Raw genomic sequence first — 15,387 nt, 5'->3', positions numbered from 1 at the left:
ATGAGCCCCAAAGCACTGCCCGACAACCTGCACGCCGACACGCTGGCCGTGCGCGCTGGCATCGAGCGCAGCCAGTTCGGCGAGAACTCCGAAGCGCTTTACCTGACCAGCGGCTTCGTGCAGCCCGATGCCGAAACCTCGGCGCGCCGCTTTGCCGGCACCGAGGAAGGCTTCACCTACGCGCGCACGTCAAACCCGACGGTGGCCGCTTTCGAGCAGCGGCTGGCCGCGCTCGAAGGCACGCAAGCCGCTATTGCTGCGTCCAGCGGCATGGGCGCGATCCTGATGATGGGCATGGGCCTGCTCAGGGCCGGCGACCATGTGGTGTGTTCGCAGTCGGTGTTTGGCTCGACGCTGAACCTGTTCGGCAAGGAGTTCGCCAAGTTCGGCGTCGAAACGACTTTTGTCTCGCAGACCGACATCGCGCAATGGCAGGCCGCCATGCGCCCGAATACCAAGCTGCTGTTCGCCGAAACCCCGACCAACCCGCTGACCGAGGTCTGCGACATCCGGGCGCTGGCCGACCTGGCGCATGCGGGCGGCGCGCTGCTGGCGGTGGACAACTGCTTTTGCTCGCCCGCGCTGCAGCGCCCTAGCGCGCTGGGCGCCGACCTGATCATCCACTCGGGCACCAAGTATCTCGACGGGCAGGGCCGCGTCATGGCGGGCGCGATTTGCGGGCCTTCGAAACTGATCGTCGATGTGTTCGGCCCCATCGTGCGCACCGCCGGCATGGTGCTCGCGCCGTTCAACGCTTGGGTCGTGCTCAAGGGCCTGGAAACGCTGCGCATCCGCATGCAGGCGCAAAGCGCCACGGCCTTGGGCCTTGCGCAATGGCTGGAAACCCATCCGGCCGTGACCCGCGTCTATTACCCCGGCCTGGCTTCGCACCCGCAGCACGAACTGGCGATGCGCCAGCAGGGCGGCCTGGGTGGCGCGGTGCTGTCCTTCGACGTGCGCGGCGGCGATGCGGAAACGGCGCGCGCCAACGCTTTTCACGTGATCAACAGCACGCAGGTGGTCAGCATCGCCACCAACCTGGGCGACACCAAGTCCATCATCACCCATCCGGGAACCACTTCCCATGGCCGACTCACCGAAGCCCAGCGCCAGGCGGCCGGTATCAAGCAGAGCCTGATCCGCTTGGCGGCCGGCCTGGAATACATCGACGATTTGAAAGCCGACCTCGCACGCGGTCTGGACAGCCTGACATGACACCAAAAACAAGAACCCGTTTCGCGCCGTCTCCGACCGGCTTCATCCACCTGGGCAACATCCGCTCGGCGCTTTACCCGTGGGCTTTTGCCCGTGCCACCGGCGGCGATTTCATTCTGCGGATTGAAGACACCGATGTGGAACGTTCCAGTCAGGCGGCCGTCGATGTGATCATCGAAGGCATGCGCTGGCTGGGCCTGGACTACGACGAAGGCCCGTTCTACCAGATGCAGCGCATGGACCGCTACAAGGCCGTGTTGGCCGAGATGGTGGCCGCCGGCCATGTTTATCCTTGCTTCATGAGCTTGGCCGAACTCGACGCGCTGCGTGAAGCCCAGATGGCCGCCAAGGAAAAGCCACGCTACGACGGTACCTGGCGGCCCGAGACTGGCAAGACGCTGCCGGCGATTCCCGAAGGCGTCAAGCCGGTGCTGCGCTTTAAGAATCCGCAGGGCGGCGCCGTGGTCTGGGACGACAAGGTCAAGGGCCGCATCGAGATCAGCAACGACGAACTCGACGACCTGGTGATCGCCCGGCCCGACGGCACGCCGACCTACAACTTCTGCGTCGTGGTCGATGACATGGACATGGCGATCACGCATGTGATCCGTGGCGATGACCATGTGAACAACACGCCGCGCCAGATCAACATCTTCCGCGCGCTGGGCCGGGACGTGCCGGTGTATGCCCATCTGCCGACCGTGCTGAACGAGCAGGGCGAGAAGATGAGCAAGCGCAGCGGCGCCAAGCCAGTGACGCAATACGCCGCCGAAGGCTACCTGCCCGACGCCATGGTCAACTACCTCGCGCGCCTGGGCTGGAGCCACGGCGACGACGAGATTTTCAGCCGCGAACAATTCCTGCAATGGTTCAACCTCGATCATCTGGGCAAAAGCGCCGCGCAGTTCGACGAGGCCAAGCTGCGCTGGGTCAATGCCCAGCATCTCAAGGCAACGGCCGATGACAAACTGGCGGCGCTGGTCCAGCCTTTCCTGCTGCAGCAGGGCGTGGGCGATGTCGATCCCGCCTGGCTGGCACGCGGCTGCGCGCTGTTCAAGGACCGTTGCAGCACGATGGTGGAACTGGCCGGCTGGCTGAAACTGCTGGTGAATGGCGGCGAAGCCAGTCAGGCGGATATCAGCACGCATGTCACCGAGGCGGTTCGGCCTGCACTGGCAAAGCTGTCGCAGGCGCTGGCAGGCTGCGAATGGAGTCGGCCGGCCATTGCCGCTGCGATCAAGCAGGTGCTGCTTGATACCGGTCTGAAGATGCCGCATCTGGCAATGCCCGTGCGCGTACTGCTTCTCGGAACGCCGCAGACGCCTTCGCTCGATGCCGTGGTGGAACTGATGGCGCGAGAAAAAGTCATCGCCAGATTGAATTTAGTTTGAAACTTTTCAAAAGACCGATTTTTGTCGATATAATTTGAGGCTCGACAGGTTGCTGAGAAATTGGTGACTAAGGGGGTATAGCTCAGCTGGGAGAGCGCTTGCATGGCATGCAAGAGGTCATCGGTTCGATCCCGTTTACCTCCACCAAGGTCGAAAAAGTTTTTGAAGTTTTGTTGCAAGCCGTTAAAAGCATGCGCCGGAAGTCACCAGGTTAAGACCCCATCGTCTAGAGGCCTAGGACACTACCCTTTCACGGTAGGTACCGGGGTTCGAATCCCCGTAGGGTCGCCAAATTTCTTCGCTGCAAGGCGAAGAAGCAAAGCACAAGTTTGTCAAGCACTTGGCTCGCAAGAGCAAACGCTTTTCTACCAGGAGTGGTAGTTCAGTTGGTTAGAATACCGGCCTGTCACGCCGGGGGTCGCGGGTTCGAGTCCCGTCCGCTCCGCCAGATTGAAGCCCTTGCAATTCGTTGAGTTACAAGGGCTTTCCTCTTAGATCGCCTTGCGGTTTAAAAAGTTTTTTTGAAGTTTTGTTGCAAGCCGTTAAAAGCATGCGCCGGAAGTCACCAGGTTAAGACCCCATCGTCTAGAGGCCTAGGACACTACCCTTTCACGGTAGGTACCGGGGTTCGAATCCCCGTAGGGTCGCCAAATTTCTTCGCTGCAAGGCGAAGAAGCAAAGCACAAGTTTGTCAAGCACTTGGCTCGCAAGAGCAAACGCTTTTCTACCAGGAGTGGTAGTTCAGTTGGTTAGAATACCGGCCTGTCACGCCGGGGGTCGCGGGTTCGAGTCCCGTCCGCTCCGCCAAATTAAACCCCAAGTAGTTGATCTGCTTGGGGTTTTACTTTTGGGTTTCAATTCGCTCCGGTCTTGCTGAATAGACCAGCAAATTGTCAGACGGTTGTTAAGGTGTTTCATCACGCTTGTGCGCAATGTCCGAAACCATCCGTACACGCTACCGGGCCGTCGACCGACACTGTCCATGCGCCGAGCTGCGTTTTGTCCGTCAGGGCGCTGCTAGATCCTTTGCCACATGGTGGCTGTTGGTGGTTCTCTGACTTCGGGCTGGTAAAACTTCTCAGCTTCTGAATTTTCTTCTTGCGGAAAGTCACCTGCTTTTTGCAAGCCCAAAATGGTTTAAAAAACGCGTTTCTGTGGATGGCTATCTGTCAGTCGAGCTTTTTTTATTCCCTGATTTGGAATATTGTCGAAAAAACGTGCCTGCTTGTCGTGGACAAATTAGTTATCTGCATCTCACGCGCTGCGGCGGCGTTCCTGTCAATCTGCAGGTCTTCGATGCGCTTGCTTTTATGGTGAAAATAGCGAGTTATCTTGGACCTCCCAGACGCTCTTTGGCTTGCACGTATCCAGTTTGCGTTCACGGTCAGTTTTCATTTTCTGTTCCCGGCCATCACGGATCGGGCAGGCCAGTTACCTGGCGGTCCTGGAAGGTCTGTGGCTCAAGACCGGACGTGCGGAGTACATGGACCTGTTTCGCTACTGAATCAAGATTTTTGCGCTCGTCTTTGCCATGGGCGTGGTGTCGGGCATCGTCATGTCCTATCAATTTGGCACCAACTGGGCGGCTTTTTCTGACCGGGCCGGTCCCATCATCGGACCTTTGATGGCCTATGAGGTGCTCGCCGCCTTTTTTTGGAAGCCGGCTTTTTGGGCGTGATGCTATTTGGCATGAACCGGGTTGGCAAGGGCTTGCATTTCATCGCCACGCTGATGGTGGCTTTTGGCACTTTCGTGTCCACCTTCTGGCTTCTGTCGGTCAACAGCTGGATGCATACGCCCACGGGCTATGCCATGAATGCTGTCGGCCAGTACATTTCTGCCGGAAGCTGGCTGGCCATCATTTTCAACCCAAGTTTTCCGTAACGGCTGGCACACACCTTGTCGGCTGCACCTCACCACCGCCTTCATCGTCGGCGGCGTCAGCGCCTGGCATTTGCTCAGGGAACGGACCAATTTGTGCGCGCGCATCATGTTCTCGATGGCCATGTCGATGGCGACCCTCGTCGCGCCAATGCAGATCGTGCTGGGCGACCTGCACGGCCTGAACACGCTGGAGCACCAGCCGGCCAAGGTGATAGCCATGGAAGGCCGCTACCAGAGCCATCCCAATGGCGCGCCCTTGATTTTGTTTGGCATTCCGAACATTGACGAAAACCGCATCGACTACGCCATCCAGACTCCAAAAGCCGCGTCGCTGCTGCTCAAGCATGACCTGAATGCGTCGCTGGCGGGGCTCGACACCGTGTCTGCGGAAAACCGCCCGCCGGTGGGCATCGTGTTTTGGTCGTTCCGCATCATGGTGGGACTGGGCATGTTGATGGCCACGCTCGGTGCGTTGAGCCTGTATGCCCGCGTCAAGGGCAGGCTTTACGACTCCAGACTGCTGCACCACTTTGCACTGGCGATGGGGCCGTCGGGCCTGGTGGCGGTGCTTGCCGGCTGGGTCACCACCGAAGTGGGCCGCCAACCGTGGACGATTTACGGTTTGATGCGGACCGCGGATTCGGCCTCGCCGTCGCGGCTTCGCTGGTCGCGTTTGTGCTGATTTACTTTTCGGTTTTCGGCGCGGGGATCGTCTACATCCTCAAACTGATGGGCAAGCCGCCCGAATCTCACAAGTCACCGCTGCCCAACATGCCGGTGCGCTCTGCGGGTACCACCCCGATGGCGGCGGCCGCGCGTGAGGCACTGGCACCTGGATGAGATGCATGCCATGAACTTCGACTTGACGGTTGTCTGGGCGCTGATCCTCGTTTTTGCCCTGTTTGTGTATGTGGTGATGGACGGGTTCGATTTGGGAATCGGCATGCTTTTTCAGTGTTGAAGGTCGGCCATGAGCGCGACACCGCAATGAACATCATTGCGCCGATGTGGGATGGCAACGAAAACTGGCTGCTGCTGGGCGGCGGAGGCCTGCTGGCGGCTTTTCCGCTGGCCTATGGCGTGATCTTGTCGGCGCTGTATGCGCCGATCATCGCCATGCTGCTGGCGCTGATATTTCGCGGCGTGGCGTTCGAATTTCGTTGGCGCGACCCAGCCCATCAGGGACTGGCTGACGCCTTTTTCACTGCTGACCGGTGTGAGCGTCCCGCTGGCCTATGGGCTGCTGGGTGCCACCTGGCTGAACCTCAAGGTCGAGGGCGAGCTGCAGAAGCAGGCCGCCCGAATAACTTGGTGGCTGGGGCCGCGACCCTGGCGGCCATCGGACTGGTCAGTTTGGCGACGCCGTTTTTGGCGGGCTATTATTTCGACCGCTGGCTGAGTTTCCCCAACATCTTGTGGGTGGCGCCAGTTCCGGTTCTGCTGGGCATCGCCAGCCTGGCTTTTGTGCGCAGCTTGAAATCAGGCGGTGAACTGGCACCTTTTCTATTGACTCTGTCGATTTTCCTGCTGTGCTTCATCGGCCTGGGGATCACTGTCTTTCCTTATGTGATTCCGGATTCGGTGACGATCTGGCAAGCGGCCACTGACCGCAGCAGCCAGGTGTTCATGCTGGTGGGCACCGCCGTGGTCATGCCGATGATCCTGGGCTACACCGCCTGGTCGTACTGGGGTGTTTCGCGGCAAGGTCCAGGCCGACGGCTATCACTCATGAAGCTGCCCCGCCTGAGATGGCCTGACATCGGCGCGCCGCGAAAGGGCGATTCGCCGGCGCCGCTTGGCATGCGCCTGCTGTGGATGGCCGGCGTCTGGGCCACCAGCATCCTGGTCTTGCTGGCCGTTGCGATGCTGCTGCGTTTCGTTCTGGCGCGGTAGACCGGTTATTTGTTAGATTTAGTTTCTTTGTAACGCGCCAGCAAGCGCGTGCCCTTCTCGGCAAGCTTGGCCGCGGCCGCCTCGGTCTTGGGGGCCGGCTCGCCCCAGGCCCGGGCCTGCAGCGCCAGCCGAGTGGGCTTGCCCAGCGGGCCGCGCAAGGTGGCAAAGTGGCGGCGCAGGAACGAGCCCTTGCGCAGCATTTTCTCGGGCGTGTCCGCCGGGCCTTGCACGCCCGGCTTGAGATCGGAGCCATCTTTGGCTTTGTAGGCTGCGCGCCCTGTGTCGGTCAATCTGCCGTTGGGGTCCTTGAGCGGTTTCTTTTTTGCGTTCGATGTCGCCATGCCGATTCCTTTGGAAATGGGTTGATGCTATGCAAAAAATAGCTTATCGCGCCCGTCCTGCATGCGATAGATGGTGTTTTTATTACATTTTTCGCATATTGGCACACTGGCTGACTCAGCAGTTTGTGCGGTCCTACAGGTTTGCAGATGGCTTCGCACTGCCTAACATCTGGTTGCCAGATCAAACGTACGCCATCGCCTCGAATGGACGAAGATCAACGAGTTGCTACGCCGCCTGCGTAGCATGGTTTCATTGGTCAACCGCAATCTTGGGCATGACGGGCATGGCGTGCCAGCACAAGCTGCAAGCTTGCTCCATGAATTTGTCTTTCCCGGTCGAGCAGGTCTACGCCCCGGCCGATCATGGATCAGTTGGCGCAGACATGGCGGTTGCCGGGTCGCTGTTCGGTGCGGTCTCTTGAAGCATCGCCCATGGAGCTGGCCGGTACGCGTTCCAACCAGGACATCAACCCATGCTGACACGCAAGCAATTCATCCGGTCAGGGGCGGCGCTGGCAGGCGTTCCCCTTGTTCTGCAAGCCTGTTCTTCAGCTTCCGGCGACGACAGTTACGACACAACCGTGCGCAGGATCTGGCGCCCGGCTGAAATTGCGACCGGCGACAGCCTGGCGGTTCGGCGTGAACTGGTGCGCTATGCGACTCTGGCGTCGTCGAGCCACAACACCCAGTGCTGGAAGTTCCGCGTCGAGCAGGACGCCATCACCATCCTGCCAGACCTGACGCGGCGCACGCCCGCTGTCGATCCGGACGACCACCATCTTTACGTTTCGCTGGGCTGCGCCACCGAAAATTTGGTTCAGGCAGCACTGGCGAATGGCCTGAAGGCGCAGCCGCGCTTCGATACGGCGCCGGGTGGCGGAATTCGGGTGGCGCTGGAGCCGACCCAAGCCGTCACGTCGCTGCTTTATCAAGCCATTCCCGCACGCCAATGCACCCGGGCCGAGTTCGATGGCAAACCTCTTTCCACCGGAGAGCTGAAGCTGTTGCAACAAGCCGGCAGAGGCGACGGTGTGCAGCTCATTTTTCTGACTGAAAAAGCGGCGATGGAAAAAGCGCTTGAGTACGTCGTCCAGGGAAATACAGCGCAAATGAACGACCCCGCTTTTGTGGCAGAACTCAAGGCCTGGATCCGTTTTGGTGATGCCGAGGCGATTCGGACGGGGGATGGCTTGTTCTCGCGCGCGTCGGGCAATCCATCGGTGCCGCGCTGGCTGGGAAGCGCGCTGTTTCCCGCGTTCTTCAGGACCGATCACGAAAACGAAAAGTATGCCAAACAGGTTCGCAGCTCGGCCGGCATCGCCATCTTTGTTTCACAAGCAAACGACAAGGCCCACTGGATTGAAGCCGGCCGCTGCTACGAGCGTTTTGCCTTGCAGGCGACCGCGCTCGGTATTCGAAATGCCTTTTTGAATCAGCCTGTGGAAGTCTCGGCAATCCGGCCGCAGTTCGCCGGTTTCCTAGGCATCGGGGATCGCCGCCCCGACCTCGTTGTTCGGTTCGGCCGTGGGCCTGAAATGCCGCGTGCCTTGCGCCGGCCTGTGGATGCTGTGCTGACATGAAACGATTGAAGCGCAGCGCAGTCGCAGGGAAATCGTGTTTATGGCGGCACGGTGATTTGCCGCATTGGCAACAGCCATCAGGACTGACTATGCTAATTGCATTCACGGCCGAGCAGCTGACCGCGTTGCCGGCTTTCCTGCAAAGGTCTTCAGTTGGTCGATTCCAATCCCAATGAAATTAACGATGTCCAAACAAATCCTGTTGATTCAAGGTCACCCTGATACGAGCCAGCCACATTTAGCCCATACGCTGGCCGCTAACTACCGCGCTGGCGCTGAAGGGGCCGGACACTTTGTGCGTCAGATCAACGTGGCCGAGCTTGATTTTCCGTTGTTGCGCAGTCAGCATGAATGGGAAAAGGGTGCGGTTCCAGCCAGTCTGAAGCCAGCGCAAGCTGACATTGCCTGGGCTCAGCACATTGTTTTCTTTTTCCCCTTGTGGTTGGGCGACATGCCTGCATTGCTCAAGGGTTTTCTGGAACAGGTGGCGCGACCCGGCTTTGCATTCACGCGTGAAGCAGGTGGCAGTCCCTGGGGCGAAAAGGCCTTGACCGGACGCTCGGCGCGGGTGGTGGTCACCATGGGCATGCCCGCCCTGGTGTACCGCTGGTACTTTCGAGCCCACAGCATCAAATCGCTGGAGCGAAACATCCTGGGCTTTGTGGGCATTGCGCCAGTAAATGAAACCTTGATTGGACTAACAGGCGACATGAAGGCATCAGATGCCGCCAAATGGCTAGCCAAGCTTAAGCGTCTTGGGGCAAAGGCAGAGTGAACAAACCGTTTACCACTGCCGAGTTTTATGGGGTTTTCAGCGCCTACAACGCTGCCGTTTGGCCCATGCAATTGCCTGTGATGGCCTTGGGTGTGCTTGCCGTCGTGCTTTTATTAAGGCAGCGCAGGTATTCAAGCGTAGGCATCTCGGCCATCCTCACGATTTTTTGGGCTTGGCAAGCGCTGGCCTACCACTTGGCTTTTTTCACGGCGATCAATCCACTGGCGTATGGATTCGCTGCGTTATTTGTCGGCGGCGCAGCGGTTTTCTGTTGGCAAGGGGTCGTTCGCCGCAAATTGATTTTCAAACCATCATCGGGTTGGCGCATGCGGGCAGGATGGGGCTTGTTGATTTTTGCCACGTTCATATACCCGGCGTGGACATATCTCGCCGGACATCGTTACCCGGCCGTGCCAACATTTGGCCTGCCGTGCCCGACCACAATATTCACGATCGGCCTGCTTGCATTTTTGGTCGCGCCGTACCCGCACAGTCCACTTGTTGTTCCAGTTCTGTGGTGTTTTGTGGGTAGCCAGGCCGCGTTTTTATTCAATGTACCGCCAGACCTTGGACTCGTTGTTGCGGGCGGTGTTGGTATCGTTTTGCTGGTGCGATCAAAAGCCACCGCTGCAAGACCTGACGGTATCGCATGAAATTTCAGGTGACTTTAAAACGCTCTGTCCAGTTAGCTGCAGCAGGTCTGATCGCGCTCATCGCTCTCATCGCCACCTTGCTGATTTGGTGGCGCTTCAACCAGGACATCTTGCAGGCCACTGCCCGTGCCTCGCAAGGCAGCGTACTGGTTGCCACGCGCTGCGGTCCCATCGAATACCAGGAAGCTGGCGCTGGCAGGCCGCTGCTGGTGGTGCACGGCAGTGGCGGCGGACATGACCAGGGCATGGCGTTTGCGGGCGCGCTGGCCCAGCACGGCATTCGTGTGATCGCGATGTCGCGCTTTGGCTACCTGCGCACGCCGATGCCGGCTGACCCGTCGCCGGCTGCGCAGGCTGATGCCCATATCTGCCTGCTCGACGCGCTGGGCGTTGAAAGGGCCGCAGTGATGGGCGGCTCAGCCGGTGGCCCATCGGCCATGCAGATGGCGATTCGCCACCCGAAGCGGGTCAGCGCGCTGGTGCTGATGGTGCCGCTGGCCTGGAAGCCTGACGCGCTGACCGCTTCTGCGCCGGCATTACCGTCGTTTGCCCTGACCATGCTGATGAAGCTGGTCAGTTCTGACTTTTTGTTCTGGACCGGGCTGCATGTGGCGCGCAATACGTTGATCGAGCTGGTGCTGGCCACACCGCCTGAGCAGGTGGCTGCGGCCAGCGCGCAGGAACGGGCGCGGGTCAATGCCATGCTCGACCACATCCTGCCGGTGTCCGCACGTGCGGCGGGCCTTGCCAGCGACTCGGTTCTTAGCAAAAGCCTGGGGCGCTATGCGCTGGAAACGATCCGAGCGCCCACACTGGTTGTCAGCGCACGCGACGACGGCTATGGCACTTACTCCAGCGCGCAGTACACGGCCAGCCAAATAAAAGGAGCGAAATTTCTCGGCTTCGACCATGGCGGGCATGCCTGGGTCGGCCATGACGATGAGGTCCGGGCCGAAATCTTGAAACTGCTGGCCCACAAGGCGCTGCCCGAAAACTCTAAGCCCGATGACGGCGCTCAACCGCCAGAGCGCCAACCAAGGGCATCAGGTAAATGACGCACGCAGCCGATTTGCCCGTACCAACGGTGCCACCCACACAGGCCGCCGCAACGACCGGCAAAGTGGTCTTCAGCGCTCGCGACCTGGCCAAGGTCTACCGCAGCGGTGAGGTCGAGGTGCATGCGCTGCGCGATGTGAACCTGGAAATTCGCCGTGGCGAGTTTGTCGTCCTGCTCGGCGCCTCGGGCAGTGGAAAATCTACCCTGCTCAATATTCTCGGCGGGCTTGATCTGCCTTCCAGCGGAGAAGTCCGGTTTGGCGACCATGCGTTAACGGGCGCCAGCGACAGCGAGCTCACCACCTACCGGCGCGAGCATGTCGGCTTTGTGTTTCAGTTTTACAACCTGATTCCCAGCCTGACGGTGCGCGAAAACCTGGCGCTCGTCACCGACATTGCGACCAACCCGATGCCGGTCGATGAAGCCATCGAACTGGTTGGGTTGACGCCGCGGCGCGACCACTTTCCCGCACAACTATCGGGCGGCGAGCAGCAGCGGGTGGCGATAGCGCGTGCCATCGTCAAGCGGCCCGATGTGCTGCTGTGCGACGAGCCAACCGGCGCTCTTGACTACATAACCGGCAAACTGGTGCTTGAAGTGATCGCCAAAATCAATGTCGAGCTTGGCACGACGGCGGTGGTGATCACGCACAACGCGGCCATTGCGGGCATGGCCGACCGGGTGATTTATCTGGGCGACGGGCGGATCCAGAAAATCGAGATCAATACGCACAAGGTCAGCCCGTCGGAGCTGAGCTGGTGAAGGCGCTCGACCGCAAGCTGCTGCGCGACATGCGCCTGATGTGGAGCCAGGTGCTGACCATCGCGCTGGTGGTGGCCAGCGGCGTCGGCGGCTTTATCACCACCTTGTCGGCGGTGGACTCGCTCGCCCTGGCGCGCGACCGCTTTTACGCCAGCGCCGGCTTTGCTGACGTTTTTGCCAGCGTCAAGCGCGCGCCCAATGCATTGGCCGCAACCGTCCTTGCCATGCCTGGCGTGGCAGATGTGCAAACGACCTTGGAGGAGGTCGTTCGCATCGAGCTGCCGGGCGTGGCCGACCCGGTCGTGGGCCAGTTGATTGGTGTTGACCCACGGGCGCCGGCGCGCATGAACCGCGTGACCGTGCGCAATGGCCGCGCGCTGGACGCGACGCAGCGCACGGGGCAGGCGATTCCGGCGCTGGTATCGGCGGCGTTTGCCGACGCGCGCGGCCTGGTGCCAGGCTCGCAAATTTCCGCGCTGATCAATGGCAAGCGCCGCACGCTGGAAATCGCGGGCATTGCCCTGTCGCCCGAGTTCATCTTTGCCGGGCAGCAAGGCGTGCCCGACCTGCGCGGCTTTGGCGTGTTCTGGGTGCCACTGGAAGCGCTGGCTGCAGCCTACGACATGGAAGGCGCATTCAACCGCATTGCCGTCAAGCTCGCCCCTGGCGCATCGGAACATGACGTGATTGCCCAGCTGTCGGCGCAGCTCGCGCGCTATGGCGGCCGCGAGGCTTATGGCCGCGCGGACCAGTCTTCACATGCCACACTTGAAGATGAAATCAAGCAGCAGCGGGTGCTGGGCACCCTGCTGCCGACCATCTTTCTTGGCGTGGCGGCCTTTTTGCTCAATGTGGTGGTGTCGCGGCTGGTGGCCACGCAGCGCGAGCAGATCGCGGCGATGAAAGCGCTGGGCTACCCGAACCGCACCATCGGCCTGCATTACCTCAAACTGGTGCTGGTGATCGTCGCGCTTGGCCTGGTGCTTGGTGTAGCCCTCGGCAATTGGCTGGGCTCGCTCTTCACCGGCTTATACGCGCAGTCTTTCCACTTCCCGAATTTTGAGCACAGCGTTGCGCCGTGGCTGCTGGTAATTAGCATCGGCATTACGGTAGTGACGGCCGTGCTCGGCACACTGAATGCGATTTTGGCCACAGTACGGCTGGCCCCCGCCGAAGCAATGCGGCCGGCAGCGCCCGGGCAGTACCGGCGCACGGTGGTCGAGCGGTTGGGCATCACGCAGATCAGCCCGGCGCTGCGCATGATTTTGCGCAACATGGAGCGGCGGCTGCTTCGCACGGCGCTGTCGATAGGCGGCGTGGCGGCCTCGGTCGCCATCGTCGTGATGGGCAACTTCTTCAGTGACGCCATCGACTACATCGTTGATTCGCAGTTCAACGTCGGCATGCGCAGCGATGTGATCGTCTGGATGCTGGATGCCGCAGACAACAGCGCCCGCCATGAAGTGGCGCGCCTGCCCGGCGTGACGGCGGTGGAGTCGGGCCGCGACGTGGCGGTCCGTTTCGTCAACGGCCACCGCGATGAGCGCGGCTCGATACGGGGTTTGACCCAGCATCCCCAATTGACCCGCATCATCGATCAGCGCAACCGCGAGGTAAGCCGCCTGGATGACGATGGTTTGGTCATGACCGACCGGCTGGCCGACAAGCTCGGCCTGCGCATCGGCGATCTGGTGCAGGTCGAGGTGCTGGAAGGCCGGCAGCGCATGCTCCACGTGCGGCTCAGCATGACAGTGCAGGAAATGATGGGAATGAATGCCTACATTGAGCGCCGCACGCTGAACCGGTTGTTGCAGGAAGGTGACCAGTCGAGCTGGTTTGCAGTCGTGGTCGAACGCGGACGCGAGGCTGCGTTTTTGGAAGCCAGCAAGCAACTGCCGCGCGTGGTCGGCGTGTTCAGCAAGGCCAGCCTGCTGCGCAACATGCAGGAGGTGAGCGCGCGCAACATCCGCATCATGAGCACGGTGCTGACCCTGTTTGCCACCGTGATTGCCGTCGGCGTGGTGTACAACAATGCGCGCATCGCGCTGGCCGAGCGCACCTGGGAGCTGGCCAGCCTGCGGGTGCTGGGCTTCACGCGCACCGAGGTGTCGGGCCTGCTGCTCGGCGAAATGGCGATTGGCATTGCCGTCGCGCTGCCGCTGGGCATGGTGCTTGGCTATGGCCTGGTGCATCTGATTGCCGGATTGCTGAAGTCTGACCAATTTTTATTCCCGGTGGTCATTCAGCCGGCTACCTACGCCTGGGCCGGCATCGCGGTGTTGATATCGGGTGTGGCCAGTGCGTTGGTGGTGCGCAGGCGCATCGACAAGCTCGACATGGTGGCCGCGTTGAAGACACGCGAGTGATCGAATGATTGAATCTTCGAATGATGAAATGAAACAGCCATGAAACGTAAAACCTGGATCGCAGGAGGTGGCGCTGCGGTGCTGCTGGCGCTCGCCGTCGCCTGGGCCTTCGCACCGCGACCGGTGGAAGTGGAATTGGTGCCGGTGACGCAGGGCCGTTTCGAGACCACCATCGACGAAGACGGCAAGACCCGGCTGGCCGACCGGTATGTGGTGTCTGCACCCTTGGCCGGAAAGCTGGCGCGCATCACGCTGAAGGAAGGCGACGCGGTCAAAGCCGACATGGCGCTGGCGCTGCTGAGTTCGGTGCTGCCTGCCATGCGCGACGAGCGCACACTGCGCGAGCTGCAGGCGCGCGTGGAAAGCGCGGAGGACAACGTGCAGCGTGCCGAAACCCGCATCGCCCGGTCGCAGGTAGCGCTCGATCAGGCGAAAAACGACTTTCGCCGCAGCGAGCAACTGGCGCAGCAGGGATTCATCGCACCGGCCAAGCTCGACACCGACCGGCTCGCGTCGCTGGGCGTGCAGCGCGAAGTCGAAGCCGCTGCGGCAGAGCGTCGCATCGCCGTGCACGACCTTGAACAGGCCCGCGCCGCACTCGGCGCGACGCGGGAGCCGTCGGCCGGAGCTGGCCAGCGCGGCTTCACCGTTCGCGCGCCCAGCGCGGGCCGCGTGCTGCGCGTGTTGCAAACCAGCGAGGGCGCGGTGGCACTCGGCGCGCCGCTGTTTGAGATCGGCGACACGCACCGGCTGGAAATCGTCGCCGAGCTGCTGACCACCGACGCACCGACGGCCCGGCCCGGCAGCCGCGTGATGATCGAACGCTGGGGTGGCCCGACCACCCTGGAGGGACGCGTGCGCAGCGTCGAGCCGGCAGCGTTCACCAAGGTTTCGGCATTGGGCGTGGAAGAGCAACGGGTGCGCGTGCTGATCGACATCACCAGCCCGCAGGCCGACTGGCAGGCGCTCGGTGACGGCTACCGCGTCAGCGTGCGCATCGTCACGCTGGCCGAAGATAAGGCCGTGCAGGTGCCCGTGAGCGCGGTGTTTCCGCTGCCGGCCGACGCTGCAGGATCTGGAAGGAATGCCAGCGGCGGCCCGGCGCTCGGGCCGCGCTATGCGGTGTTCCTGGCCGACGGCGGGCGCGCCCGTCAGGTGCCCGTAGTCCTGGGCGCGCGCAACGGCAGCGCGGCCTGGATCCGCAGCGGCCTCGCGCCGGGCCAGCAGGTGATCGTGTACCCGCCGGCTGCGGTGCAGGACGGCGTGCGCGTCAAGGCACGCAAGGTGTGAGCCACAAGGTGTCCGCGAAATGGGGTTCAACTCCAGCTCCATGATGCCCCTGTCCAGGCTGCCACGCCTTCCGCAGATCACCCTTCGCCTATTGAAGATAGTCAATCGTTTTTCAAACCTTTTTGCCGACTCAAGGGCTGGCGTTTTACGGCTGCTTTTCAATGATGCATAAAATCCAGG

The 15,387-nt window shown here is 61.3% G+C and carries 12 protein-coding genes, 5 tRNA genes and 1 pseudogene; 17 read left to right on the top strand and 1 reads right to left on the bottom strand.

What is annotated here, in order from left to right:
* The 10 genes and pseudogenes from ACP7AD_RS00325 (at position 1) to ACP7AD_RS00280 (ending at position 6,383) form a co-directional block, all read left to right on the top strand.
* Entirely contained in the window at positions 1 to 1,215 is a 1,215-nt protein-coding gene (locus tag ACP7AD_RS00325; protein WP_426145003.1) for an O-succinylhomoserine sulfhydrylase, read from the top strand.
* Positions 1,212 to 2,606, top strand: a complete 1,395-nt coding sequence (gltX, locus tag ACP7AD_RS00320; protein ID WP_426145001.1) for a glutamate--tRNA ligase — start codon at positions 1,212 to 1,214, stop codon at positions 2,604 to 2,606. Before ACP7AD_RS00325 ends, gltX begins: the two co-directional genes overlap by 4 nt.
* 71 nt (positions 2,607 to 2,677) lie before the next feature.
* Positions 2,678 to 2,753: transfer RNA gene (locus ACP7AD_RS00315), tRNA-Ala, on the top strand.
* Between the two features lie 68 nt (positions 2,754 to 2,821).
* Positions 2,822 to 2,897 (top strand) — tRNA-Glu (locus tag ACP7AD_RS00310).
* An 80-nt stretch (positions 2,898 to 2,977) separates the two neighbouring features.
* Positions 2,978 to 3,054, top strand: a tRNA-Asp gene (locus ACP7AD_RS00305).
* A gap of 126 nt (positions 3,055 to 3,180) precedes the next feature.
* Positions 3,181 to 3,256 (top strand) — tRNA-Glu (locus tag ACP7AD_RS00300).
* 80 nt (positions 3,257 to 3,336) lie between these two features.
* Positions 3,337 to 3,413, top strand: a tRNA-Asp gene (locus ACP7AD_RS00295).
* Positions 3,414 to 4,137: 724 nt separating this feature from the next.
* Positions 4,138 to 5,172 (top strand): annotated as a pseudogene (locus tag ACP7AD_RS00290) (cytochrome ubiquinol oxidase subunit I).
* On the top strand, positions 5,166 to 5,330 hold the full coding sequence (locus tag ACP7AD_RS00285) for a hypothetical protein (RefSeq protein ID WP_426145000.1): 165 nt from the start codon (positions 5,166 to 5,168) through the stop codon (positions 5,328 to 5,330). Before ACP7AD_RS00290 ends, ACP7AD_RS00285 begins: the two are co-directional and overlap by 7 nt.
* A 147-nt stretch (positions 5,331 to 5,477) precedes the next feature.
* Entirely contained in the window at positions 5,478 to 6,383 is a 906-nt protein-coding gene (locus tag ACP7AD_RS00280) for a cytochrome d ubiquinol oxidase subunit II (protein ID WP_426144998.1), read from the top strand.
* A gap of 5 nt (positions 6,384 to 6,388) precedes the next feature.
* On the opposite strand, the gene ACP7AD_RS00275 is transcribed toward ACP7AD_RS00280, so the two are convergent.
* Positions 6,389 to 6,724, bottom strand: a complete 336-nt coding sequence (locus ACP7AD_RS00275) for a DUF6321 domain-containing protein (protein ID WP_426144996.1) — start codon at positions 6,722 to 6,724, stop codon at positions 6,389 to 6,391.
* Between the two features lie 473 nt (positions 6,725 to 7,197).
* Here ACP7AD_RS00275 and ACP7AD_RS00270 point away from each other — a divergent pair, with 473 nt between their 5' ends.
* The 7 genes from ACP7AD_RS00270 (at position 7,198) to ACP7AD_RS00240 (ending at position 15,207) form a co-directional block, all read left to right on the top strand.
* On the top strand, positions 7,198 to 8,304 hold the full coding sequence (locus tag ACP7AD_RS00270) for an Acg family FMN-binding oxidoreductase (protein WP_426144994.1): 1,107 nt from the start codon (positions 7,198 to 7,200) through the stop codon (positions 8,302 to 8,304).
* 184 nt (positions 8,305 to 8,488) lie between these two features.
* On the top strand, positions 8,489 to 9,079 hold the full coding sequence (locus tag ACP7AD_RS00265) for an NAD(P)H-dependent oxidoreductase (protein ID WP_426144992.1): 591 nt from the start codon (positions 8,489 to 8,491) through the stop codon (positions 9,077 to 9,079).
* Positions 9,076 to 9,732, top strand: coding sequence for a DUF6064 family protein (locus ACP7AD_RS00260; protein ID WP_426144991.1), 657 nt, complete (start codon positions 9,076 to 9,078; stop codon positions 9,730 to 9,732). Before ACP7AD_RS00265 ends, ACP7AD_RS00260 begins: the two co-directional genes overlap by 4 nt.
* Before the next feature lie 8 nt (positions 9,733 to 9,740).
* Positions 9,741 to 10,787: an alpha/beta fold hydrolase gene (locus ACP7AD_RS00255; RefSeq protein ID WP_426144989.1), complete on the top strand. Its 1,047-nt coding sequence runs from the start codon at positions 9,741 to 9,743 to the stop codon at positions 10,785 to 10,787.
* Positions 10,784 to 11,551 (top strand): ABC transporter ATP-binding protein, encoded by a 768-nt coding sequence (locus ACP7AD_RS00250; RefSeq protein ID WP_426144987.1) that lies wholly within the window; start codon positions 10,784 to 10,786, stop codon positions 11,549 to 11,551. Before ACP7AD_RS00255 ends, ACP7AD_RS00250 begins: the two co-directional genes overlap by 4 nt.
* A complete protein-coding gene (locus ACP7AD_RS00245; RefSeq protein ID WP_426144985.1) occupies positions 11,548 to 13,917 on the top strand; it encodes an ABC transporter permease in 2,370 nt (789 codons plus the stop codon). Before ACP7AD_RS00250 ends, ACP7AD_RS00245 begins: the two co-directional genes overlap by 4 nt.
* 39 nt (positions 13,918 to 13,956) lie before the next feature.
* A complete protein-coding gene (locus ACP7AD_RS00240; RefSeq protein WP_426144983.1) occupies positions 13,957 to 15,207 on the top strand; it encodes an efflux RND transporter periplasmic adaptor subunit in 1,251 nt (416 codons plus the stop codon).
* Positions 15,208 to 15,387: the final 180 nt, after the last annotated feature.

Origin of the sequence: Polaromonas sp. DSP2-3-2b2, from assembly GCF_049895905.1 — a bacterium.
GTDB lineage: Bacteria > Pseudomonadota > Gammaproteobacteria > Burkholderiales > Burkholderiaceae_C > Polaromonas.
Note: the sequence above shows the minus strand (reverse complement) of the source record. Positions and strands in the feature narration are given on the sequence as shown.